The 22,295-nt window shown below is 45.1% G+C and carries 32 protein-coding genes; all 32 read left to right on the top strand.

Annotated elements, in window-relative coordinates; translation table 11 throughout:
* Positions 1-9 precede the first annotated feature (9 nt).
* The 32 genes from E1963_RS09380 (at position 10) to E1963_RS09235 (ending at position 22,286) form a co-directional block, all read left to right on the top strand.
* Positions 10-855: a pentapeptide repeat-containing protein gene (locus E1963_RS09380; RefSeq protein WP_132277402.1), complete on the top strand. Its 846-nt coding sequence runs from the start codon at positions 10-12 to the stop codon at positions 853-855.
* Positions 856-866: 11 nt separating this feature from the next.
* The gene (locus tag E1963_RS09375; protein ID WP_132277400.1) at positions 867-1,763 is read left to right on the top strand and encodes an ATP-binding protein; all 897 of its coding nucleotides are present in this window, start codon (positions 867-869) and stop codon (positions 1,761-1,763) included.
* Between the two features lie 37 nt (positions 1,764-1,800).
* Complete coding sequence (locus E1963_RS19680; RefSeq protein ID WP_167482146.1) at positions 1,801-1,974, top strand: hypothetical protein; 174 nt, start codon at positions 1,801-1,803, stop codon at positions 1,972-1,974.
* A 20-nt stretch (positions 1,975-1,994) separates the two neighbouring features.
* Entirely contained in the window at positions 1,995-2,543 is a 549-nt protein-coding gene (locus E1963_RS09370) for a pentapeptide repeat-containing protein (RefSeq protein WP_243117654.1), read from the top strand.
* Positions 2,544-2,575: 32 nt separating this feature from the next.
* On the top strand, positions 2,576-2,863 hold the full coding sequence (locus E1963_RS09365) for a hypothetical protein (protein ID WP_132277396.1): 288 nt from the start codon (positions 2,576-2,578) through the stop codon (positions 2,861-2,863).
* A 73-nt stretch (positions 2,864-2,936) separates the two neighbouring features.
* A complete protein-coding gene (locus tag E1963_RS09360; protein WP_132277394.1) occupies positions 2,937-3,626 on the top strand; it encodes a DNA-methyltransferase in 690 nt (229 codons plus the stop codon).
* 23 nt (positions 3,627-3,649) lie between these two features.
* Complete coding sequence (locus E1963_RS09355; RefSeq protein ID WP_132277392.1) at positions 3,650-3,877, top strand: hypothetical protein; 228 nt, start codon at positions 3,650-3,652, stop codon at positions 3,875-3,877.
* A gap of 15 nt (positions 3,878-3,892) precedes the next feature.
* Positions 3,893-4,255 (top strand): hypothetical protein, encoded by a 363-nt coding sequence (locus E1963_RS09350; protein ID WP_132277390.1) that lies wholly within the window; start codon positions 3,893-3,895, stop codon positions 4,253-4,255.
* 42 nt (positions 4,256-4,297) lie between these two features.
* Positions 4,298-4,477, top strand: coding sequence for a hypothetical protein (locus tag E1963_RS09345; RefSeq protein ID WP_132277388.1), 180 nt, complete (start codon positions 4,298-4,300; stop codon positions 4,475-4,477).
* Entirely contained in the window at positions 4,474-4,785 is a 312-nt protein-coding gene (locus tag E1963_RS09340; protein WP_132277386.1) for a hypothetical protein, read from the top strand. The genes E1963_RS09345 and E1963_RS09340 overlap by 4 nt, the downstream gene beginning before the upstream one ends.
* Entirely contained in the window at positions 4,772-5,218 is a 447-nt protein-coding gene (locus E1963_RS09335) for a hypothetical protein (protein ID WP_132277384.1), read from the top strand. Before E1963_RS09340 ends, E1963_RS09335 begins: the two co-directional genes overlap by 14 nt.
* A gap of 458 nt (positions 5,219-5,676) precedes the next feature.
* Positions 5,677-6,123, top strand: coding sequence for a terminase small subunit (locus E1963_RS09330; protein WP_132277382.1), 447 nt, complete (start codon positions 5,677-5,679; stop codon positions 6,121-6,123).
* On the top strand, positions 6,120-7,484 hold the full coding sequence (locus E1963_RS09325; RefSeq protein WP_132277380.1) for a terminase: 1,365 nt from the start codon (positions 6,120-6,122) through the stop codon (positions 7,482-7,484). Before E1963_RS09330 ends, E1963_RS09325 begins: the two co-directional genes overlap by 4 nt.
* Positions 7,481-9,031 carry a phage portal protein gene (locus E1963_RS09320; RefSeq protein ID WP_132277378.1) on the top strand — a complete coding sequence of 517 codons (1,551 nt, stop codon included), beginning with the start codon at positions 7,481-7,483 and terminating at the stop codon, positions 9,029-9,031. The genes E1963_RS09325 and E1963_RS09320 overlap by 4 nt, the downstream gene beginning before the upstream one ends.
* 2 nt (positions 9,032-9,033) lie before the next feature.
* Positions 9,034-10,623 (top strand): phage minor capsid protein, encoded by a 1,590-nt coding sequence (locus tag E1963_RS09315; protein WP_132277376.1) that lies wholly within the window; start codon positions 9,034-9,036, stop codon positions 10,621-10,623.
* Positions 10,613-10,798 carry a DUF4926 domain-containing protein gene (locus tag E1963_RS09310; RefSeq protein WP_132277374.1) on the top strand — a complete coding sequence of 62 codons (186 nt, stop codon included), beginning with the start codon at positions 10,613-10,615 and terminating at the stop codon, positions 10,796-10,798. Before E1963_RS09315 ends, E1963_RS09310 begins: the two co-directional genes overlap by 11 nt.
* A 60-nt stretch (positions 10,799-10,858) precedes the next feature.
* Positions 10,859-11,023: a hypothetical protein gene (locus E1963_RS19675; RefSeq protein WP_167482158.1), complete on the top strand. Its 165-nt coding sequence runs from the start codon at positions 10,859-10,861 to the stop codon at positions 11,021-11,023.
* Positions 11,024-11,164: 141 nt separating this feature from the next.
* Complete coding sequence (locus tag E1963_RS09305) at positions 11,165-11,767, top strand: hypothetical protein (protein WP_243117653.1); 603 nt, start codon at positions 11,165-11,167, stop codon at positions 11,765-11,767.
* A 24-nt stretch (positions 11,768-11,791) separates the two neighbouring features.
* Complete coding sequence (locus E1963_RS09300) at positions 11,792-12,685, top strand: capsid protein (RefSeq protein WP_132277372.1); 894 nt, start codon at positions 11,792-11,794, stop codon at positions 12,683-12,685.
* 10 nt (positions 12,686-12,695) lie between these two features.
* Positions 12,696-12,953 carry a hypothetical protein gene (locus tag E1963_RS09295; protein ID WP_132277370.1) on the top strand — a complete coding sequence of 86 codons (258 nt, stop codon included), beginning with the start codon at positions 12,696-12,698 and terminating at the stop codon, positions 12,951-12,953.
* Positions 12,954-13,340, top strand: a complete 387-nt coding sequence (locus tag E1963_RS09290) for a head-tail connector protein (protein ID WP_132277368.1) — start codon at positions 12,954-12,956, stop codon at positions 13,338-13,340.
* A gap of 4 nt (positions 13,341-13,344) precedes the next feature.
* Positions 13,345-13,683, top strand: a complete 339-nt coding sequence (locus tag E1963_RS09285) for a hypothetical protein (protein ID WP_132277366.1) — start codon at positions 13,345-13,347, stop codon at positions 13,681-13,683.
* 11 nt (positions 13,684-13,694) lie between these two features.
* A complete protein-coding gene (locus tag E1963_RS09280) occupies positions 13,695-14,063 on the top strand; it encodes a hypothetical protein (RefSeq protein ID WP_243117652.1) in 369 nt (122 codons plus the stop codon).
* Positions 14,060-14,449, top strand: coding sequence for a minor capsid protein (locus E1963_RS09275; RefSeq protein WP_132277362.1), 390 nt, complete (start codon positions 14,060-14,062; stop codon positions 14,447-14,449). The genes E1963_RS09280 and E1963_RS09275 overlap by 4 nt, the downstream gene beginning before the upstream one ends.
* Positions 14,450-14,452: 3 nt before the next feature.
* Positions 14,453-14,896, top strand: coding sequence for a phage tail tube protein (locus tag E1963_RS09270; RefSeq protein WP_132277360.1), 444 nt, complete (start codon positions 14,453-14,455; stop codon positions 14,894-14,896).
* 14 nt (positions 14,897-14,910) lie between these two features.
* Positions 14,911-15,255, top strand: a complete 345-nt coding sequence (locus tag E1963_RS09265; RefSeq protein ID WP_132277358.1) for a hypothetical protein — start codon at positions 14,911-14,913, stop codon at positions 15,253-15,255.
* Entirely contained in the window at positions 15,198-15,575 is a 378-nt protein-coding gene (locus tag E1963_RS09260; RefSeq protein ID WP_132277356.1) for a Gp15 family bacteriophage protein, read from the top strand. Before E1963_RS09265 ends, E1963_RS09260 begins: the two co-directional genes overlap by 58 nt.
* A gap of 43 nt (positions 15,576-15,618) precedes the next feature.
* Positions 15,619-16,161, top strand: coding sequence for an SHOCT domain-containing protein (locus E1963_RS09255; protein WP_132277354.1), 543 nt, complete (start codon positions 15,619-15,621; stop codon positions 16,159-16,161).
* 66 nt (positions 16,162-16,227) lie between these two features.
* On the top strand, positions 16,228-19,434 hold the full coding sequence (locus E1963_RS09250) for a hypothetical protein (RefSeq protein WP_132277352.1): 3,207 nt from the start codon (positions 16,228-16,230) through the stop codon (positions 19,432-19,434).
* 4 nt (positions 19,435-19,438) lie between these two features.
* Positions 19,439-19,795: a hypothetical protein gene (locus E1963_RS09245; protein WP_132277350.1), complete on the top strand. Its 357-nt coding sequence runs from the start codon at positions 19,439-19,441 to the stop codon at positions 19,793-19,795.
* 2 nt (positions 19,796-19,797) lie between these two features.
* Positions 19,798-21,789: a hypothetical protein gene (locus E1963_RS09240; protein ID WP_132277348.1), complete on the top strand. Its 1,992-nt coding sequence runs from the start codon at positions 19,798-19,800 to the stop codon at positions 21,787-21,789.
* Positions 21,790-21,806: 17 nt separating this feature from the next.
* A complete protein-coding gene (locus tag E1963_RS09235; RefSeq protein ID WP_132277346.1) occupies positions 21,807-22,286 on the top strand; it encodes an endolysin-like domain-containing protein in 480 nt (159 codons plus the stop codon).
* Positions 22,287-22,295 lie beyond the last annotated feature (9 nt).

Below are 22,295 nucleotides of genomic sequence, written 5' to 3'. Positions count from 1 at the left end.
GGAAAATAGATGTTTGAGATAGGCGATTTGGTTAGAGGGACAAAGGAATCAGATGGACAATACGAAATAACAAATTCGGCGATGACGAAAGGAATTGTTGTAGATATAGGCCCTCGTGGAAACATCCTGGTGAGAGTATTACAACACCAGTGCGGCGTACACGGAATGCATTGCGTCAAACCGGAATACTTTGAAAAGATAGGTCATGCAGAACCTTTTGAGGCTGCTAAGTTCCAGGAGGCGCTTAGCAAAGGCAAGGATAAGGCGGTTGAGTATCTGCTTAGTGCTGACCTGAGCTATGCCGACCTGAGACATGCTAGCCTGAACGATGCCGACCTGAGCTATGCCGACCTGAGCGGTGCTAACCTGAGAGGTGCTAACCTGAGCGATACTGACCTGAGCGGTGCTAACCTGAGAGGTGCTAACCTGAGCGATACTGACCTGAGCGGTGCTGACCTGAGACATGCTAACATGAGCTATGCCGACCTGAGCGGTGCTAACATGAGCGGTGCTAACCTGAGCGATGCTGACCTGAGCGGTGCTAACCTGAGAGGTGCTAACCTGAGCGGTGCTAACCTGAGAGGTGCTGACCTGAGACATGCTAACCTGAGACATGCTAACCTGAGCGGTGCTGACCTGGATTTTTCGTGTTTTCCGCTATGGTGCGGAGGGATGAATATCAAATCGGATGTGCGTATTGCTAGACAACTTGCATATCATTTCTGCAGATTAGACTGCGAAAATGAGGAATACATAGACGCGCGCAATGCGCTCGTACAATTCGCGAATGGATTTCACCGCGTACAAGAATGTGGACAATTAGCATTTAGATCAAAAAGTCAGAAGGTAAAGTAGAAAGGAACATCATGGGACTTACAGATAATCAACAGAGATTAATTCGGTCAATTGCAGAAAATGATATCCTGTCAGCTAAAAAGTGCGCCGTTGCCTGTCTGACAGAAGATACAACACGGAAAAATCAATGGTTTTGCAAAAAGTATAAAACTATTTTTGAGACAACCGGTGCAAATATGTACGAGCTACCGCAAGACTTGAAAGGCTTACTGACCGTTGAGGATGTATCATTATCATTCAAGGATGGAAGATATTACCTCTCTGATCGTGAGCAAAAAGTATACAAAAACACAATTCGTATGAAAAAGGTCAGTAAACGTCTTATGGAAATGGGGATACCATACATAAATTCCACTCTTCTTTATGGGGAGAGCGGTACCGGGAAAACTACATTTGGAAGATATATAGCCTTTAAAACTGGATTACCGTTTTGTTACATGAATTTCTCTCATCTAGTAGATTCGCATATGGGAGGCACATCAAAAAATATCAGTAAGGCATTTACCTATGCAATAAGCAATCCCTGTGTGTTTATGCTGGATGAGGTTGATTGTATAAGTATAAGACGATCAGATACAAGTTCAAGTAGTGGCACTGGTGGAGAGATGGCAAGAGTCACAATTACCCTCATGCAGGAGTTTGATAGGCTGCCAAATGACGTTATTGTAATTGGAGCAACCAACCGGATAGATAGAATTGACGAAGCCTTATTAAGGCGTTTTTCATCAAAACATGAGGTAAAGGTACTTAATGAAGCGGAAAAAATAGCAATGGTAAGAAAATACCTACATGATATTGGCTTAGACTTCCCAGATCATAAGATTTCGGAGATGGTGACAAGGAATAAAAATCAATCAATGTTACTGAATGACTTAATACGGGCGATATCAGAAAAGATTGCGGAGTAAGTTGCGTAGGTAAATTAGCATTTAAGGAGAAAAAGATATGGGACAAGCAAAATACGAAGAGTGCAATAAATGTCCTGCGAGAAAAGGATGCAATATTGCATTCGAGCCAGGAAGTGTAATGTGCAGCATAAATAGATTTAGAAGTGGAGCAACACGCGGGGACTCAGAAACAAGCCGTAGAGTATGTCCACATTGCGGGAAACCAATTTAAGATTTAAGGAGGAAAATAAAATGGACGCAGAAATAAAAAATATTTTAGAGTTACACAAAAAGTGGATGATAAATGAGGAAGGTGGCATACGTGCTGACATGAGCTATGCCGACCTGAGCGGTGCTAACATGAGCGGTGCAGACCTGAGCTATGCCGACCTGAGCTGTGCCGACCTGAGACATGCTAACCTGAGCGATGCTGACCTGAGACGTGCCGACCTGAGCGGTGCCGTAGGAATACTTGATGCCATCGACTATCTCGGAGCTAACTTCGAGCGCACAAACGAAGGGTACATAGTTTTTAAGGCGTTCGATTCGCATTATCCTGCACCGGACAGGTGGGAAATTAAAGAGGGCGAGGTAATAACCGAAATCTGCAATCCCGACAGAACATGCCAATGCGGATGCGGAATCAACGTAGCACCGTATCAGCGGGTCAAAGCTACTCATGAAAGCACGATATATAAGCTGCTTATAAAATTTGAATGGCTGGCTGGTGTAGTCGTACCATTTGGGACAGACGGAAATATAAGGACAAGCCGGGCGCAGATTTTAGGAAAAGTAGAGTAAATTAGCATTTAGCGAATTAATAAAGGAGACGTATGATTTTAAGGAGTCAAATTGATGGAAATGGACAAGAGTATATGACCATATGCGTTGATTGCAAATTAGATAGCAGAGGGATTTGTAATGGGAAAAGGGTTGTTCTTGAAAATAATTATAAAAAGAACTGCTATTCGATTTTTGAGATGCAGGGAGCCCGGTATAAAGGAGAATTGCAAAAAAGAAAAGAAGAAACTTTTGAATTGATAGAGTTTCAAAAGTGGCTATCAAAGCATGGCTATATTGAGGATGAACATGCGTGTAAGGCAGCTAGAGAAGGTAGATAATCTGGCATATAGTGAATAAAAGAAAGGAGCCGGAACCTTCCCGGGAATAAGGCGCGCCGGGTTCCTTTCAAAAATGGAATTTAACAAAATTATAAATGATGATTCGATTAAGGTAATGAAGAATTTACCATCTGAAATATTTGATTTGATAGTTACAGACCCGCCGTACAAGACGATTACCGGTGGAGATAGTAACGGGAAAAGTTCAGAACGTCCAAAAGGCATATTGTCTGGAAATAGAAAATTATTTAAACATCAGAATATAAAAATATCTGATTGGATGCCAGAAATATTCAGAGTATTAAAAGAAGGAAGCCATTGTTACATATTTACAAATGTTTTAAATCTGACAGAAATGCTTAATGAAGCAGAAAAAGCTGGATTTAAATTACATAATCTTCTTGTGTGGGAGAAAAATAATTGCACTCCGTCGCAGTATTACCTGAAAAATTGTGAGTATGTACTATTCCTTCGCAAGGGAAAAGCAAAATGGATTAATGATATAGGCGGAAGCAAAACAGTTCATCGGTTTGACAATATTATCGGGAATAAAACTCATCCATGTGAAAAACCTGTAAATTTGTTAAAGTTTTATATCGCAAATTCCAGTAATGAAAATGATGTGGTGTTTGACCCGTTTGCTGGAACAGGTTCTGCTATGGTAGCTGCCGAAGAACTTAATAGACAGTATTTTGGATGTGAATTAGAGGAAGATTATTTTGATATCGCTTATAAACGGGTGAATAAGAAAATAATCCACTAACCGGCCATTTAGGAGGTAAACAAATGGAAATTGATTTGAGTAGATTTAAGGTAATTCACGGCGACAAAGTGTTAAATGCAGTATCACTTGTGGATGTAAGAATGCCGGAGGGCATGAACTGGGAAAATAGAGAAATTAATGTTAAGCCAAAGGTAATAGACATTCTGGCGATAAACGAGGATGGAAATCTGGTGTCCATAATGGACGAGGCTTGGACATTTCAGTTTTTACCGATTATACATAAACCGTAATTTAGGAGAAGGGCCATGAAAAGTAAAACGTGTGAACAAAAATTACAGGAACTATGTGCAGATATCACCCATGAACGTGAGCACTGGAAAGATATAAATAAAACCGGATGCAATGACCCGAACTGGGAAGATGGAGTGAACATGAATCTAATACGAAACCACATCATATATGACAGAAAACAAATAGAAGAGATTTGTCAGGAAACAGGAAAGCCGTTGCCGGAAGAATATTACCTTTCGATACCACCGAAAGTAAACACTGGCTATATGGCAAATTTGAATCAGCAAGAGCGGGTAAAGAGATTTATGAGTCTAGGGCACAAGATAACAACAAGAAAAGTGAAGTTTGAGGATGACGGTCAGTTAAGATTTCTGTGAACTAACCCGGAATTTAACAAAACAAACGAAGGAGATAAATCAATGAGGAAGCATAGAAGGACCAGGAAAGAGAGCGCGCTGGACAAGCGTGACAGGCTGGCCAGATTGGCCGAGTGCAATCCCACCGCAGCGGCGGCCAGGCAGTTCGTCCATAAGGCTTATCAGAACTATAGTGTAGATGAGTATATGAGGAGCAGAGGAAAGAAGGAGATAGAGAGTTGAGAAGGGTGACGAAAAGAGAAGCGCATCAGAGAGGGTGCATCTACTGCACCGACCATAGGAGTGTAGGCAGAAGCGGCGTACATCAGGCGCAGCTGGCCACGGAGCTGAAGGAAAATATCAGGAAGAAGGCAAGAGGATATCTTGTAGATGACCTGTCGTTCGGCGTGTGCTGCATCCATGAGAGGTGCCCTTACAAGGAGCTGGACGGATACAAGAGCTACAAGGAATATCTTGACGGAACCGGCGGGGCGCCAACGGTTAAGCTGCTAGGAATGCTGAAGGGGAGGGCCGGCAATGACAGAAAATGACAGGAAGAAGGAATATCTGCGGGAGTACCGCGCATCGGTCAGGCGGGTAACGCGGATAGAGGAGGAGCTGAAGGAAGTCAGGGAGATGAAGGCCAGCATATCGATCATATATGATGACATGCCGCATGGTTCAGGGCAGAGCGACCTGTCTGATTATGCATCTGAGCTGGACAAGCTTGAGCGGGACCTGGTAAGCGAGCGGTACAGGCGCGTCATGCTGTACAAGGACATATCTTCCCGTATCAAAAGCCTGAAAAGCAAGAACGAGAACGACGTCATGTTCTACAGATACATAAAAGGCCTGGACTGGTGGGAGATCGCGGAAAAGATGGGATATTCGGAACGGCAGATATACAGGTTTCATGGGAAGGGGTTAGTTCATTTTGAGTTGCCAGAATCAAAGATGTCAGTAAATGTCAGTGAATGTCAGTAGCATAAGTGGTATTATGGTAGCATCAGGAAGCGGTAGAGAAGTACCGGTCCTGACACATTCCTCCTATTGACGACACGCGTGAAAGCGGCTGGGTTCCCGAATGGGAGTAGGCTATAGACTTAGAATTCCTTTGCCGCTTTAAAAGAGATAACCATATTGATTGTGGTTGAAAGGCACTCCGGCATGGGGTGTCTTTTGAATTTTCTACTGAAGGACACGCTTGAAGTGCTGCAAAGATATACAGCGTGTAGAAAACTTTACCCACGAGTAGATGAAGACAAGCCAGTGATTGTAGTCTGGGGCTTGTGGGTAGCACTCTGGAAGTAAAAGGTTTCCTGCTGGGCGGGATAGGTAGTTTATAAGGAGTGCTTAAAAAGAATAACGGAACGTACTCCGGTGCCTTCGGGCCGAGGGTATGTTTATCTATAAAAAACAACGGAACGAGAGGTGATGGTATCGTGGGGAAAAGATTAAGGTTTAAAACACCTGGAGAACTGGCGGAGACATGGGATGCGTATAAAGAGGAGTGCGATAACCAGATGGTCCTCACTCATGACTTTTCGTCAAAAAACAGCGAGTTCGTCAGCAAGGAATTACGGCGTAGCGTTACATACACAATTGAGGGATTTTGTGTGTTTGCAGGCATTGCGAGGTCTAAGTTTTATGCGACATATGCCGAAAGAAGAGGTTATGGGGACATCGTAACGCGCATGAAAGAAGAATGCGAGGTTGACGCCCGTAAGAAGTTTGAGATGCAGGTGATACCTTCCCAGCTTGCGGGCCTGTGGATGAGTAAGTATGGATATACCACAAAGCAGGATAATAATATCTCTGGCAGTCTGGGTACCGAGCAGACGAAGCTGGATGACCTGTTGAAACAGATGCGTAGTGGTGATGGACAGTGAGCGAAGAAAGATTATTGCTATCAGATAAATATAAAGCATTCCTGCATTGCGATGCTCCGGTAGAATTTTTGGAAGGCACTACGGCTGCGGGAAAGACAACGGTAGGACTATTTAAGTTTATGCTCAAGGTAGCCGAAAGTCCTAAGAAGCTGCATATTCTAGCTGCTGACGATACCGGGGCCGCCGAGAAGAACATCATTCAGAAAGACCTGGGCATTCTGGATGATTTCGGTGTGCTGGTGGAGTACAAGGGTAACGGCTCTGGCGAGTATAAGATGCCACACCTGGTGTTCTACACGTCAGCTGGAGATAAGATAGTGTTTGTCGTCGGGTATGGCAACAAAAGTAAATGGAAAGACGCCCTGGGTGGTCAGTATGGTTGTCTGTATATTGATGAGATTAACACGGCAGATATTGAGTTTGTCCGTGAGGCTGCCATGAGGTCGGATTATCTGATGGCAACGCTTAACCCGGATAATCCCAGCCTGGAGGTGTATAAGGAGTATATCAACTGTTCACGGCCACTGCCGGAGTGGGCGGATGAGACGCCACAAGAGATCAAAGATGAATTACGAGAGGGACCAAAACCCGGATGGGTACATTGGTTCTTTTCTTTTGCAGATAACGCAGGGCTTCTCCAGAGTATGCTTGATAGGATTCTGAACAATACGCCAAAAGGGACGAAAATCTGGAAAAATAAGATTCAAGGACTGCGCGGTAAGGCAACCGGCTTGATATTCCCTAACTTCGACCGGAAGAAACACGTGGTATCTGCTGATTGGTTGAAACAGCAGATTAAGACCGGCAAGGTAAAATTCAAGAAGTTCACGGCAGGGCTGGATACATCCTATTCCAGCAAAAGCCCTGACACCATTGCCATGATATTCCAGGGAATAACAGAGGATAGAGTGCTGTACACTCTTGCCGAGAAGACATATAACAATGCTGACCTTGATGTGCCGCTGGCTCCCAGCGATACAGCAATACGTTTCATCGGATTTCTTGACCAGTGCAAAAGGGAATGGGGGTTCGCAAAGAATGTATTCGTGGATTGTGCGGACCAAGCGACGATAACGGAGCTGCGCAAATGGAAGCGGCTGCATGGATGTCTGTATAACTTTCTGGACAGTTACAAAAGTGTTGAAATTATAGACCGTATCAACCTGCAGTTGGGTTGGATACAACAGGGCAGCTATTATGTTGTTGATACCTGTACAGAGCATTTGAGTGAGTTGGAACGGTATTCGTGGGATGATGAGAAAGACAAGCCAGAAGACCGGAACGACCATACGATTAATGCGAACCAGTATGCGTGGATTCCATACAAAGATATGATTGGATTTGAGGAGGCCGAGAAATGAGGTGGACGCAGAAATTGAGTGAAAATATCAAGCGGAGCGTCAGGAGCTGGCTGAATGTGGTTCCTGCAAATCCGTATAACATCCAGATCAATGAGGTGTTGGACTTTGAGACCAATGCCATCCGTAACCGTATATGGTACCGGGGTGATGGCAACGAGCTGGAACAGATGTACCAGCAGAACCCGGATTATGCAGATAAGTACAAGTTCTGGGCCTGTAAGTGCAGCCCTGGGATGGAAATGCGGAAGATACATACAGGATTGCCGGGGTTGATTGTGCGCATCTTATCCTCTATCGTGCTGGATGATATGAACGATTTTGAGTTTAAAGATGCAAAGCAGGAAACGCTCTGGAAAGAGATTGAGAAGAATAATAAATTCAAAAAAAAGATGGAGAAGGCATTGAAAGACGCTTTATACATAGGTGATGGGGCGTTTAAAGTAACTATAAACACTAAAAAAAGCCAGTACCCAATCCTTAAATGGTATCCAGGGGACCGCGTGGAGTTGGTACGGGATGATGATGAACTGCAGGAAGTGGTGTTTAAAACTCCATATATCGACAACGGCAGAACTTATGTCCTCAACGAGCGGTATGGATACGGATACATCATAAATGAACTGTATCTGCATGACAAGCTGGTTGATATCAAATCAATCCCGGCTACAGTCAATATGGAGGACTGGAAGTTTGACGAGAATGTAATACTGGCTGTACCACTGCAAATATACGAATCAGCGAAATATGAGGGCCGTGGAGGCTCTATTTTTGATGGGAAATTGGACAGCTTCGACGCGTTTGACGAGGCATGGTCACAGTGGATGGATGCATTGCGGGCAGGCCGGGCCAAAACCTATATCCCTGAATGTCTGGTACCGCATGATCCAGAAACGGGGAGGCTCATCAAACCGAACGCGTTTGATAACCGGTATCTTGCCGCAAATGGGGATATGCGAGACGGACAGAAGAACGTTATTAATACAGAGCAGCCCGGCATTCCACACGAAAGCTATCTTGCCAGCTATGTGACAGCCCTGGATCTCTGTCTGCAGGGATTAATCAGCCCCAGCACGCTTGGAATCGACGTCAAAAAGCTGGACAATGCAGAAGCACAGAGGGAAAAGGAGAAAGCCACTCTGTATACACGCAATGCCATTGTGGAGGCCCTTCAGGAGACATTACCTGAGCTGGTATCCACATGCAGTAATGCATACAATATCCTGTTCAAGAAGCCCATAGAAGCGGTTGGGGTCAATATACCATTTGGTGAGTACGCCAATCCGTCGTTTGAAAGTCAAGTGGAGACTGTTGGGAAGGCAAAGACACAGGGCATCATGAGTATCGAGCGCTGCGTTGAGGAGCTTTACGGCGACACGCTGGACGAACATTGCAAGCAGGAGGAAATAGTCCGACTGAAAAAAGAACAAGGTCTTATGGAGACAGACGAACCCAGTGTTGCCGGTATGGACGGGTTGATGCAAGTGCCTCCGGCGGAGCCACTACAAGAGTCAAAGAAGGAAGATGAGCCGCCGAAAGCAGGTGAATAAGTATGGCCGATAAAAAGCGTGAGGACGATGCCTATAATCTGCGCAAGGTCTTTGAAGAGATGGAACTCGAATTGGTTCGGTCAATGCGCCGGAATCTGAAACGCCATGAGAAGGAAGAGGAAGAAGAGGGGTTCCGCTGGGAGATGTGGCAGCGGGCAAAGCTACGGAATTTACAGCGGTATCGAAAAGAGAACAAGGCTATTGTAGACAAGATTAGCCCTGAAGTCGAGCGAATAGTAAATGAAGCTCTGGAAAGCAATTATCAGAGAGGCCAGAACATGTTTGAAAGGATTTGGGAGAAAATCAAGTCTGTTTTTTTTAAACGGAAAAGAGTTCAGTTTCCCGGAAATATTGCACACCATAAGTTGTCTACCTCTCCGCTCAATGAACAGAACTTTTTCGGCATAAATGAAAAGAAACTGGAAGCAATGCGGGAGACTGTGAATCATGATCTAAAAGAAGCACAGCACGCAGTTTTACGCCGCATGGATGATGTTTACCGAAAGACGGTATATAACGCCGAGGTGCAGATGGCTGCTGGGGCAAATACACTGGATCAGGCAATTGACCTTGCTACAAAGCAGTTCCTGGAAAAGGGTATTAATTGCATAGAGTACAAGAACGGCAACCGGGTAAATATAGCCAGCTATGCTGAAATGGCATTGCGGACCGCTTCACACCGGGCAATGCTGCTGGGGGAAGGTAAGAAAAGAGATGAATGGGGGATACACACGGTTGTTGTTTCTGCTCATGCCAATACTTGTCCTCTATGTTCCCCTTGGCAGGGCAAGGTACTGGTGGATGATGTGTTTTGCCGTGGCGCTCCTGAAGAGGCCGAAGAGTTGGGATATCCTCTATTATCCACTGCTATGAGAGCTGGTCTCCTGCATCCAAACTGTCGGCATACAATATCTACATACTTTCCAGGTATTACAAAGCTGCCGGAGGTTCCTGATTCAGATAGAGCGGCAAATACCTATCAAGCAGAACAGAAGCAGAGGGAGCTGGAACGGAAAATCAGGAAATGGAAACGCAAAGCGGAAGGCAGCCTCAGCCCGGAGAATGTCAGTAATGCCAATGGAAAAGTAACGCAATATCAGGAAGAACTCAGAAAACATCTTGACAGCCACCCGGAATTAAGACGGGAATACAACAGAGAGAAGACGCGGGGGATACTTGCAACTGGACAATCTGAAAGTAGATATGGTTACGAGAATTTTGACAAAGTTCATCTGGCAAGTGATGCTTCAGAACTTCTGCCAAACTTTGAAAGTGTTAATATCCCTGACGGGAAAATCACAGGATATGCATTAAATAAGGAACACCCTAAAGGGAAGAATAAAGCCGTTGCCTTTGAAAAATATCTGGGGTACAATGTTAATACCAAAGAGGAGCTGCTGCAGGAAGTTTATGAGGGACTTAAAAAATATAAGTGTTCTAAGCGGGCCGCAAATCAGTATGGGCAGCCTTATGAGGTGGCAATGGTCATAAAGGGCGCAAACGGGAAATATGCCAGGGTAAAAACCGGATGGATTGTTGATAATAATACCAGCATACCGAGGCTTACAACTATTTATGTAGATGAGGGGTGATGAAGTGAAAGAACTTGACATTGTGCTGTTAAAGGATGGAAGACAGGGAACTATTTTAGAAATGTATGAGCGGGGAAGGGCATATCTGGTTGAAATTACAGACGATAAGGGCAAGACGATAGACACCCCGATAATACAGAAAGAGGATATAAAGGAACTTGTATATATAACATAGATACCACCTGTCAAAAATGGCCGGTGGTATCTTTATGTCCTGAAAGAAAGGAGGGATATCATGAAGGTAAAGGTGTTAAGAAATTTCCGCGATCGAGAGAATGCTCTTCGCCTACGCAAGGAAGGCGATACTTTTGAGGTGGAAGAGAAACGCGCGAGAGAACTGGAAGGCCGGGGATTTGTGGAGATTACAGCCGGAAAATCCGGTAAAGAACAGGGGAGATAATGAAGGAATTCCCTTCGAGGCACAGAAGGTGTGCCTTATTTTTGTGTCCAAACACGATATGACCTAAAAAGATGCGTGACCGGTGACACCGATGACAATGGAAGATAGGGCGACACCCTAAAAATGGAAAGGAGATCAAGTATGGAAGGAACAGGAACACAGACACAGCAGAACAACCAGCAGCAGGCGCAGACACAGAATACAGCACCAGGAACCCAACAATCAAACCAGCAGGCGCAGTCCCCGGTGATTGATTATGCTAAAATCCAGCAGATGCTGGAAGGCACGCTGGCCGCGAAAGAGGATACGGCCCTGAAAGCATACTTTAAACAGCAGGGACTTAGTCAGCAGGAGGTCGAACAGGCAATAGCAGCATTCAAAGAACAAAAAGCGGCTCAACAACCTGATGTTAATGCAATCCAGACACAGCTCACACAGGCCCGGGCTGCGGCGCAGAAAGCTATGGTGGAGAGTGCAGCTACAATGGCAGCTGTCGGCCTGGGTATAGATGACAAGACTATCCCGTATGTCCTCAAAATGGCTGATTTAAGCCAGGTTATGGGGACAGATGGAAAAATCAACGACGAGACGCTTAAAGATGCTTTAAACAAGGTGCTGGAAGATGTACCGGCATTAAAACCCGCGGCCTCAGGCCAGACAGGTTTTGTACAGATTGGTGCAACCAGCCAGACAGGGCAGCAGCAAGCAACAGATGACACCTTGAAAAAGGCGTTTGGACTTTAAAGTTAAAGAAAGAGAGGATTAAACATGGCAGTATATGATTATGCAACAACGTTCACGCAGCTCTTACAGCAGAAGTACAACAAGGAGCTGTGCTCCGATGCGCTGTCAAACAGCCACCCGGAGATTAAATTTATAAATGCGCAGACTATCAAACTCCCGAGGATGACGGTATCTGGATACAAGGACCATACCAGGACAATTGGATTCAATTCCGGAACATTGTCAAATGACTGGGAGGCAAAAAAACTCGCACATGACCGTGACATTGAATTTTGGGTTGACCCAATGGACATAGACGAGACAAACCTCACTCTGTCGGTGGCGAATATCCAGAATACCTTTGAGACTGAGCAGGCCATCCCGGAGACGGACTGTTATCGCTTCTCAAAGCTTCACTCAGAACTGGAGTCATATTCTGGACGTATTGATACTTCAACAGTGGTGTCAGCGGCGAATTTCCTGGAGGCGTTTGATGCAGAGATGGCAATCATGGACGAGGCTTCCGTACCGGAAGAGGGCAGGATCCTGTATGTCACACCGACAATGAACAAGATTGTGAAGGAAGCGGAGGGAATCCAGAGGTCTATTACGGTAAATACATCATCATCTATCAACAGAAAGGTACATAGCCTTGATGATGTAACAATCAAGATGGTTCCGGCGGCTAGACTGAAGAGCAAGTACAACTTTACAGATGGATGTGTGGCTGCTGCCGACGCAGATCAGATTAACTGGATTTTGATTCATCCCACATGTACTGTTTGCCGTGATAAATACAGCTACATCAAGCTGTTTACACCGGGGACCGACAGCCGGACAGCAGATGGATACCTGTACCAGAACCGTAAGTACGGAGACCTTTTTCTCCTGGAGAAAAAAATTCCGGGCTGTGCAATGAACGTTACAGCCCATGCATAGGAGGTAGGATATGTTAGCAGCTAAAGGGAATAAAGAATACACCATTGATGAAAGCCAGCAGGAGTTCTATCAGGATTCCGGTTTTGACATCAAGGATGAAAACGGGGATATTGTAGCATATGGCAGGGGAAAAACGGTACCTTATGATGAGTATATGGCAGCAATAAAAGAAGTTGAACGTCTTCAGAAGCTGTGTACGGACCAGCAGAAAGAACTGAGGACTTTGAAGGCGGAGAAAAAGACAGCAGGTAAGAAAGCCGGTGAGTAAATGGCATACGAATCTTATGTGACACCGGTATATTACCGGGAAATGTATAAAGGCGAGATAATTCCAGATGAAAACCAGGAGAAAGCACTCCGGCAGGCCAGCCGTCATATTGATTCACTGACCTACAACAGGATTGTGGGCTGTGGATTTTCTGACTTGACGTCTTTCCAGCAGGAGACCATCCGAGAAGTAGTTTGTATGCAGGCGGATTTCGAGCATGAGAATGCCGATGAAATTAATACTATCCTGCAGGGCTATAGCATTAATGGGGTGTCGGCGCAGTTCGGGAAGAGCTGGAATGTATACACAGATAAGGGCATAGCAATGCGGCGTGATGTATATGCCCTGCTGTCTCAGACTGGTTTATGCTGCCGGTTAGCGAGGTGAGGTTGTGAAATATCCATGCTTAGTACCAAAGCAGCTCTGCAAGGCGGATATCCATGTCTGTATCGAGCAGGAGGGCCTGACTGAAGACGGCGGGCCTATACCTGCATTTGAAGCAGATTTGAAGTGCAACTATCAGGATACAGCTAAGACAGTCTTAACGGCAGAAGGAAAGCAGGTGCAGTTATCAGGAGTGGCGATGATGCCAGGCGATATATGCCCAGAACTGCCGGTTATCTCTGGTGGGACGGTCACAATATTTGGAGTTGAGAGGACCATATACCAAGGCAACAAGGCTAGGAATCCCGACGGAACAGTGAATTACACGGAATTGAGGCTGATATAGTGGGCGCGAAGGTGAAAATTACGATATATCCGGATAAAGTCCGTAGGCTGCAGGAAACTACACAGAAAGCTTTTGAACTTACAGTAGAAGCTGTATTATCGGATATCCAGCTGTCCCAGACAGTACCGAAGAATACAGGAGAGCTGGAGCGGAGTGGATTTACGGAGATTGATGTCAAGAAGATGGTCGCCCGGATTATCTTTGATACAGCTTACGCCCGCCGCTTATACTGGCATCCAGAATATGATTTTAGGCAAGACAAGAACCAGTACGCAGGCGGCCTCTGGATGCAGCCTTATATTGACGGAGAAAAGAAGGATTTTGTAAGGGAAACCTTTGGAGCGTTCCTGAGGCAGAAGGGAGGAGGCCTGATTACATGACACTGGCGGATGTAAAAGACTATCTTAAAAATAGAATTATATGCCCCAACTGGTATGTCGGAAAGCGCGACAAGGACAAGGAACAGAGCATTACAGTCTATCCCACTCAGGGCCCAGTCCCTCGCATACCTATTGGAGGTTTGGAACAATCCAGGTATGGTACAAAGGTAGCATCTGTCCTCGTACACTGGGGGAAGAGCTACACCCCGGCAGAACAGAAAGCGCAGGAGGTGTACGATTGCCTGTTCGGACAGGCCGGAGTAATCGGTGGCAAAGAAGTAATCATGTTCGACATGCGTACCAGTGAACCGGTAGGGTTGGGGACGGATGGCAAAGGTTACTATGAGTTTGTGATTAATTTTGTAGTTTACTACAGGAAAGGATAGGATATGGCATTTTTAGGAGTGTTCCCGGTCTACAAATTAAAGTTTAAAATCGGGACAAAAGGAAAAGCAAGTGAAGCGGCAGACATGGCCGAGATTGCAGAGCTTGAAAGTTTTGGACTTTCCATTGAGGGGAATGTAGAGAACTGGACAGCTATGAATACAGACGGCTGGGCGAGCAACCTTATGACGGGCAAATCGTTCAGCTTTGATATGAAAGGAAAGCGCTGTGTAGGAGACCCAGGTAATGACTATGTGGCAGAAGTAGCAATGAAGGACGGACTTGACTGCTCTACCAAAGGCGAGATTGAATTCCCGGACGGCGCAAAGATGGAGTTTAACTGTGTGCTGGATGTGACGAATATCGGCGGCGGAGACTCTACCAATGTTGCGCCTCTGGAGTTCACCATGCACGGGGACGGCAAGCCGGAATATACCCCGGCGGGATAAGGAGGATATGAAAGATGGCAAGGTTTTATGATATTTCAGAACGAATGAAATCAGGGAAGGAAAAACCGAAAATAAAAATTGATGAAGAGCACGAATATAAAATCAACACAGGAAAGAGTGCAGTGCTATTTATCCAGGGAATCTCTGAAGATAAAAAGCTAAACGACGTGGAAAAGCTCGAAAAGATTATATTGACGGCATTGGGGAAAGAGGCACTGGACTATATCAATGAGCAGGATTTACCAATGCCGATGATTATTACTATTGCGAACGTAATCATGGCAGCTATTGAAGATGTGGAATTAGAAGAAGTGGAAAAGCTGTCAAAGGAGGAAGCGAAACGCGGAGGAAAAAAGTAAATAACTGGTACGATATTGAGGAGGATTGGGAGCTGATAGAAGCTTCCTTCCTCACCCAGTATGGCATCCGACTGATTGAAACAGAAATGGACTGGAAGGAATTTAAAATACTTCTGTCTGCATTGCTGCCTGAAACTCCGCTTGGGAAGATTGTTGAGGTGCGTTGTGAGGAGGATAAGGACGTTCTGAAGCATTTCACGCCGGAGCAGCATCGAATCCGAAATACATGGAGAGAAAGACACAGACTGGAGATGTCGGAGGAAGATATGGAAAAAGCGGTTGCAAGCCTGCAGGAAACATTTGCAAGAGCTTTCGGATAGTTGTATACTGAACATAAAGGAAAATTATGGGAGGTGTAGTAAAATGCTTGGATCAACAAAAAACACCGAAGTGAGAAAAGCATTTAAAGAGAATAAATTAAGTGTGAACCTTTATTACCAGTATTGTACTATTCTTGAGAAACAAGTACTTGATGATGAAAAAATCCTTTTCTTATTGCCTACTTACTCTTTGGATGCAAATGGAGGAAAGATACAGTCATTCCTTGCTATTACAAACGTGCATATAATCTTTATTTTGGGGCGAGGGACAAAAACACGGTTTATTAAATTCCCACGTAGTGAATTAAGAAGCTATGAGGCTATCAAGGGTGGGTTATCAAAAGTGTCAGTAATACGGTTTGAATTTATGAATAGGACTATTGATATTGTAGCCAGTATGACGGCATATGGAGAAAAACTAGCCGAAGTTTTAGCGGACAAAGCTTATTATAAAGGAAAACCAAAAAATCAAAAGGCGGATGACCCAATAAGTCAATTATCAAGGTTGGCAAAACTCAAAGACATTGGTGCTTTAAGTGAAGAAGAGTATAAAAGCAAAAAAGAAGAACTGTTAAAAAGAATATAGTATAAAAACCCACTTACATTTAGTAGGTGGGTTTTCTTATGCAAAAAAAATGAGGAGGGATTTTAGGTGGCGAATGACAGCATAGGGAAAGTATCTTTAGATATGGAAATCCAGTCTGACCTCGACAAACAGATAAGAACAGCGGCGACGAACATCGGAAAGCAAATCGAAAATGCACTAAATAAATCCGGCGTTGATACACGATTGACAAAGCTCTTTGATGGTGCTGCTAAAGCGTTAAATAATAATCTGAAAAAGACTATGGACAATCTGTCGAAGCAGATTGATTCATACCTTAGAAAACTGACCCAGGTACAAATGCCTACAGTAAAAGCACCACAAAGCGTAACACCGCCTAAAAGCACCGGACCCAGCGTGCAGGCGCCAAGAGGCCCGCCTGTCTCGGCACCGAAGGTAAAGATTGACTTTAACTCTGATGTGGCAAAAAGTCAGATGGAGACGATCGAGTCTGAAATGGACTTGACCGAATCCAGAATTCGTGAGTTGAATCAAAAACTTGCAGAATTACAAAACCTATATGACCAGACCTTTAACGCACAGAAGAAAAATAAACTAAAAGAGGAAATTTTTAAAACTGAGAGTAGCGTCGTACGGCTCGTAAAAAAAATGGACACCCTCGGTCTTAAATACTCAGAGATCGAGAGCAAACTGGCCAGCCTCAGCGCCACTAATACAGACACTGTACGTATGTTTAGCGGAATGAAGCTAAATATCCCGACAAAGAACATAGCACCGGCAGTATCGCAGGTATCAGGCTTAAATGATTCGATAGCAAAAATCAGCCAAAGCACTGCGGCAACATCTACGCCTTTGCAAAATATGTCGCAGATGCTAAAGCGGACTTTTTCGGTTGATGGAGTGAGGACTCTTGGGGACGCATTAAAAACACTTCAGCCAAGAGTGAAAACAACATCAAAATCATTTAGCAGTCTAATACCTAAAATACATTTGTTTAATAGAGCGGCCAAGACAGCAAGGGGCGGAAATGACTATTTTAAAAATGGGCTTGCCGGAACATTAAAGCAAATGTTTAAGTGGATGATTATACTTCCAATGCTCGTCAAAGGTATTACTGCTATGGCCCGGTCCCTTTACCAGTCATTACAGACAAATAAACAGTTCAGCACTTCCCTGGCACAGATTAAAACAAACCTGATGGTGGCTTTTACGCCAATATATCAGGCAATCCTACCGGCTATCAATACCTTGATGTCCGCACTGTCTAAAGCAACGGCTTACATAGCATCATTCATCAGTCAGCTGTTTGGCAAGACATATCAACAGAGTTTCAATGCGACGCAGGGATTAATTAGTGCTAAGGATGCGATGGGGGCCTACGGGTCTTCTACGAAGGCGGCCACAAAAGCTGCTGAAAAATTCAACAGGACCTTGGCAGGATTTGATAAAATCGAAAAGCTGGATACACAATCAGATGGCGCAGATACCGATGGCGTAGAATCATCAGCCCCTGGTTTGGCGCAGCCCTCTATTGATGCGGCGGTTTTAGATTCTTCTACAATGCCCTGGGTAAAAAAATTCAAAGATGTTTTATCACGTATATTCCAGCCGTTTAAAGAGGCATGGGCAGCGGAGGGACAAAATACCATCAATGCTATGAAAAATGCATTGAATGGCATACTGGGGCTTGTAAGGAGTATTGGAAAAAGCTTCTTGGAGGTCTGGACGAATGGTACGGGGACGTTAGTGCTGATAAATATTCTGCAAATCTTCCAGGGTATTTTTAATCTTATCGGCAACATTGCCGTCGGTTTAGATGAGGCATGGAATAAGAACAATACTGGTACAGCCATAGTGCAGGCACTATTTGATATTCTTAATGCTATACTGGGAACCATTAATCACATTATAAGCGCTACTGTGGAATGGGCAGCTAAACTTGATTTCAGCCCGTTGCTTGTTTCGGTTCAGACGCTCCTGGAGGCGATAGCGCCATTTACAGAAACGATAGGGGCAGGACTTTACTGGTTCTGGGAAAAGGTGCTTTTGCCTATCGCAGGGTGGGCAATGCAGACAGCAGTTCCTACTTTTTTAGATATGTTATCAGCGGCTTTGGATGCGCTCAACTCAGTTTTACAAGCCCTGCAGCCATTGGGAGTCTGGCTGCTTGATAATCTCTTAAAGCCATTGGGTGAGTGGGCAGGAGACGTATTTATTGGAGCAATGAAGATAATTACAGATCTGCTTAAAAAATTCTCAGACTGGTGCAGCGAACATCAGACCACTGTGCAAAATATTGCCTTGGCAATTGGTTCTTTTGCTGCTGTCATTACTGCGGGCGATGTGATTTCTGGCATCATGACATTTATTTCAAGCATAGGAGGCATAAGCGGAGCTTTAACTACTCTTGGCGGAGGAATTACAACGATAGTAGCAGCACTTGGAGGTCCGTTAACTATTGCTATAGGCGCGGCCATTGCTATCGGATTACTACTCTGGAAAAACTGGGATACCATATCTGCGAAAGCGAAAGAAGTATGGGAGTTTGTTAAGACAAAATTCCAGGAGTTTAGTGATTTCCTGGCGAACGTGTTTGTGCATGACTGGACAGCTGAATTTGGCATTATAGGAGAAGTGATAAACGGATGGCTAAAAAACGTATCGAATGTATGGAATTCCGTCAAAAGTATATTTGGTGGGATTATTGATTTTATATCAGGAGTATTTTCAGGCAATTGGAAGAAGGCCTGGGGTGGTATAAAAGATACATTCAAAGGCATGTGGGACCTAATGGTATCAATAATTAAATCACCGATTAATTTGATTATTGGCGCAATAAATGGATTGGTCAAAGGCGTTGTGAGCGGACTTAATCTTGTAATCGGGGCTTTAAATAAATTGAGCTTTGACATCCCGGACTGGGTGCCGAAATATGGAGGCAAGAAGTTTGGATTTGACATCAGTAAAATTACAGCACCACGGATTCCTTATTTGGCGCAGGGTGGTTACGTAAAAGCGAACACTCCACAGCTGGCGATGATTGGTGACAATAAACGCCACGGAGAGATTGTTGCGCCGGAAGATAAAATGCAGGCAATGGTGGACGCCGCGGTAAAAGCGGCTACAGGAAACGGAATCAGCAAAGCAGAGCTGGAGTCAATCATAAACTATGCGGTGACTCGTATAGTAGCGGCAATACTTCAGTCCGGCGCAGAATTTGACAGTGATATGTTTTTGGCTATGGCGCGGAAAAAGCAAAAAGAATTAGATTACAGATATTCTTTACAGGGGTGATCAGTTGAAAAATATATTAACAGCCGGGGGCATAGCGCTCCCGGCTCCCGTATCTATTACGGTCAATGATGAACTGATATGGACTGCAGACACCGGGCGGCTTATGGACGCAACTATGGCTGGAGCAGTTATAGCAGAGAAAAAGACCGTATCAATAAAATGGGGGATCCTGCCAGAACAGGATGTGGTAACGATAAGAAAAAGGATTGTTGCGGGTTTTTTTCCGATTACTTTTCATGATGACGGAGCTGATATTACGATATATGTGTACAGGAGTACAATCGCAAAAGAACAGATCGGGACGCTTGGTGACGGAATTTTCTGGTATCGCAGCGTGACAGTTGATTTAGTGGAGAGGTAAAGATGATTAATGTAAGTAATGAGTTTAAAAATTATGTTTCTTTAGGCAAAAGGAATTTTCTTGCTTATATAGATATCGTACTGACAGATGGCACGACTATCCATCTTGAAAATTTTAACCTGCGTACTAACGGCCTGAAAATCAATGACGGAGTTACAGCCACAGATACCTTCACAGTGGGAAGTTGTATTGTCAATAAGTTGACATTGAATATAAGCAATGTCGAGTCGGAGTTTAGTACATACGATTTTGACGGAGCAGTAGTAACTGTTTATATAGGTCTACAGCTGCCGAACAGCCTCGAAAAGATTCGCAAAGGTATTTACACTGTATTTGAGGCGCAGTATTCGGAGAGCGCAATCACATTAGAGTGTATGGACAATATGTCTAAATTCGATGTGGATTACGCAGAAGTAAATACCTCCTATCCGGCAACCCTGGGAGAAATTGTAAAAGACATATGCAACTATTGCGGGGTATCGCTAAACACGCCGGATTTTGACAACTATACTTATGAGGTTGCCGGCCGGCCAGTGGATGAGGCATTGACCTGCAGGCAGATGCTGGCCTACTGTGCACAGCTGGCCTGCTGCTTCGGACGGTGTGATACCTATGGCCGGCTGGAATTTAGGTGGTTCGAGCAGGAGATATTTGAAAAGAATGATAATATTGACGGCGGCATCTTTGACGATGGGACGCCGCAGTATATATCTGGAGACATCGTGGATGGCGGCGACTTTGAAGATTACTCTTCCGGTGCTTCGATAGATGGCGGCACGTTCGAAGATTTGGATGCATTCCACCATCTATATTCGCTCAACAGTTTCAAGGTAAGCACGGATGATGTGGTGATAACCGGAGTGCAGGTTACGGAAGAATTTACCGAAACGGAGCAGGACAAAAAGCAGACAGTGACGGTAGGTAGCCCCGGATATATCCTTGCGGTGTCCGGGAACAAGCTGATACAGAAAGGGACAGCCGAGACGGTTGCACAGTATCTTGGCGGCAAACTGATTGGCTTGAAATTCAGGCCGATGTCCACACAGACCCTGGGGGACCCAACCGTAGAGGCGGGGGATTTGGCATACGTGACGGACCGGCGGCAGAATACATACAACTGCCTGATTACGAACCTGACTTTTAATCTGGGCGGATTCATGAGCGTATCCTGCGATGCGGAGACGCCGGGGAAGAACAGCTCAAAGCAATACTCGGAGCTTACGCAGGCGATAGTGGAAATCAGGAAGGAAGCGCAAAAACAGGCTTCGAGCTTGGCAACTGTAATGTCGCAGGCCTTTGGCGTATTTAAGACCGAGGAGGCCCAGGAGGATGGTAGCATTATTTACTACATGCATGACAAGCCGACGCTTGCAGAATCTAAGTGCATCTGGAAGTTTACCGCGGATGCATTTGCAGTTAGCACGGACGGTGGCAGGACGTGGAATGCCGGGCTTGACTCTTCCGGAAATGCCACCGTTAATATCTTAAGTGCCATTGGCATCAACTGCGACTGGATACATGCGGGGACGCTTACCCTCGGAGGATATAATAACCAGAACGGAAAGCTAGTAATGCAGGATGCAAGCGGTACGGTACAGGGCCGGTGGAATAATGGAGGCATTTACACAACCGGACCGATAACCTCAGATAACCCAAAGGATAAATATTCTATATCCATAAACAATGGATGTTGCTATATCAGAGGGGCCAATGGTACGACAACAGGGATTATATCATACATCAATGGCGGCATAACTGTTGACAGCTATGGGGGAAAGACATCGAGGCTTACACTCACCAATGACGGGAAAGCGATGCTGACGAGTTCGGGGAGTATCACTGTTGGTGCAAACGGAACTTTGAACTTAAGCGGCAATCCGGTAAACATCGGTGGCGGCAAGACAGGTACAGCCAATTTTTCAGATGGAAGCTACCTGACTTTTAAGGGCGGCATATTGACCGGCGGCAAGACCGCCAGCGGCTCGACATTTTAGAGAGGGGGATTGAAGACATGTCAGTGATTGAAACAGCTGTGACCTGGGCCATCGGAATAGCTAATGATGACAGTCACGGATACAGCCAGGCAAACCGGGACGGGCCGGACTATGACTGCTCGTCTCTCGTATGTTGGGCGTATTATAATGCAGGGCTTAATACCCGGCCGGGCTATACTCCATCGACGCATACCATGTACAGCGTATTTACAGCGGCAGGCTTCCGGGATGTGACAGGCTCTTGCAGCTTATCGTCGGGGGCTGGCATGGAACGCGGGGATGTATTGCTCAATGTACAGAACCATACGGCTATGTATATCGGTAGCGGCCGAATGGTACAGGCATCGTCAAACAAGGGGTATCCTCAGACAGGAGACCAGACTGGGACGGAAATATATACGTGCAGCTATTACAACTATTCCGGCGGCGGATGGGATTATGTTTTGAGGTATCCAGAGATCAAGACAGTCTCGCTGGTAAGCTGGATACCCGGTTAGGAAGGAAGG

The sequence above is a fragment of the Extibacter muris genome (genome assembly GCF_004345005.1).
GTDB classification, from domain to species: Bacteria; Bacillota; Clostridia; order Lachnospirales; family Lachnospiraceae; genus Extibacter; species Extibacter muris.
Note: the sequence above shows the minus strand (reverse complement) of the source record. Positions and strands in the feature narration are given on the sequence as shown.

What these genes read in the sequence shown, in the direction of transcription:
- E1963_RS09295 (WP_132277370.1), top strand. Translation starts at nt 12,696, where the DNA reads ATGTTAGCAGCTAAAGGGAATAAAGAATACACCATTGATGAAAGCCAG.
- E1963_RS09345 (WP_132277388.1), top strand. Translation starts at nt 4,298, where the DNA reads ATGAGGAAGCATAGAAGGACCAGGAAAGAGAGCGCGCTGGACAAGCGT.
- E1963_RS09360 (WP_132277394.1), top strand. Translation starts at nt 2,937, where the DNA reads ATGGAATTTAACAAAATTATAAATGATGATTCGATTAAGGTAATGAAG.
- E1963_RS09380 (WP_132277402.1), top strand. Translation starts at nt 10, where the DNA reads ATGTTTGAGATAGGCGATTTGGTTAGAGGGACAAAGGAATCAGATGGA.
- E1963_RS09370 (WP_243117654.1), top strand. Translation starts at nt 1,995, where the DNA reads ATGGACGCAGAAATAAAAAATATTTTAGAGTTACACAAAAAGTGGATG.
- E1963_RS09235 (WP_132277346.1), top strand. Translation starts at nt 21,807, where the DNA reads ATGTCAGTGATTGAAACAGCTGTGACCTGGGCCATCGGAATAGCTAAT.
- E1963_RS09255 (WP_132277354.1), top strand. Translation starts at nt 15,619, where the DNA reads ATGCTTGGATCAACAAAAAACACCGAAGTGAGAAAAGCATTTAAAGAG.
- E1963_RS09265 (WP_132277358.1), top strand. Translation starts at nt 14,911, where the DNA reads ATGGCAAGGTTTTATGATATTTCAGAACGAATGAAATCAGGGAAGGAA.
- E1963_RS09315 (WP_132277376.1), top strand. Translation starts at nt 9,034, where the DNA reads ATGGCCGATAAAAAGCGTGAGGACGATGCCTATAATCTGCGCAAGGTC.
- E1963_RS09275 (WP_132277362.1), top strand. Translation starts at nt 14,060, where the DNA reads ATGACACTGGCGGATGTAAAAGACTATCTTAAAAATAGAATTATATGC.
- E1963_RS09290 (WP_132277368.1), top strand. Translation starts at nt 12,954, where the DNA reads ATGGCATACGAATCTTATGTGACACCGGTATATTACCGGGAAATGTAT.
- E1963_RS09310 (WP_132277374.1), top strand. Translation starts at nt 10,613, where the DNA reads ATGAGGGGTGATGAAGTGAAAGAACTTGACATTGTGCTGTTAAAGGAT.
- E1963_RS09355 (WP_132277392.1), top strand. Translation starts at nt 3,650, where the DNA reads ATGGAAATTGATTTGAGTAGATTTAAGGTAATTCACGGCGACAAAGTG.
- E1963_RS19675 (WP_167482158.1), top strand. Translation starts at nt 10,859, where the DNA reads ATGAAGGTAAAGGTGTTAAGAAATTTCCGCGATCGAGAGAATGCTCTT.
- E1963_RS09305 (WP_243117653.1), top strand. Translation starts at nt 11,165, where the DNA reads ATGGAAGGAACAGGAACACAGACACAGCAGAACAACCAGCAGCAGGCG.
- E1963_RS09365 (WP_132277396.1), top strand. Translation starts at nt 2,576, where the DNA reads ATGATTTTAAGGAGTCAAATTGATGGAAATGGACAAGAGTATATGACC.
- E1963_RS19680 (WP_167482146.1), top strand. Translation starts at nt 1,801, where the DNA reads ATGGGACAAGCAAAATACGAAGAGTGCAATAAATGTCCTGCGAGAAAA.
- E1963_RS09335 (WP_132277384.1), top strand. Translation starts at nt 4,772, where the DNA reads ATGACAGAAAATGACAGGAAGAAGGAATATCTGCGGGAGTACCGCGCA.
- E1963_RS09375 (WP_132277400.1), top strand. Translation starts at nt 867, where the DNA reads ATGGGACTTACAGATAATCAACAGAGATTAATTCGGTCAATTGCAGAA.
- E1963_RS09320 (WP_132277378.1), top strand. Translation starts at nt 7,481, where the DNA reads ATGAGGTGGACGCAGAAATTGAGTGAAAATATCAAGCGGAGCGTCAGG.
- E1963_RS09300 (WP_132277372.1), top strand. Translation starts at nt 11,792, where the DNA reads ATGGCAGTATATGATTATGCAACAACGTTCACGCAGCTCTTACAGCAG.
- E1963_RS09350 (WP_132277390.1), top strand. Translation starts at nt 3,893, where the DNA reads ATGAAAAGTAAAACGTGTGAACAAAAATTACAGGAACTATGTGCAGAT.
- E1963_RS09270 (WP_132277360.1), top strand. Translation starts at nt 14,453, where the DNA reads ATGGCATTTTTAGGAGTGTTCCCGGTCTACAAATTAAAGTTTAAAATC.
- E1963_RS09240 (WP_132277348.1), top strand. Translation starts at nt 19,798, where the DNA reads ATGATTAATGTAAGTAATGAGTTTAAAAATTATGTTTCTTTAGGCAAA.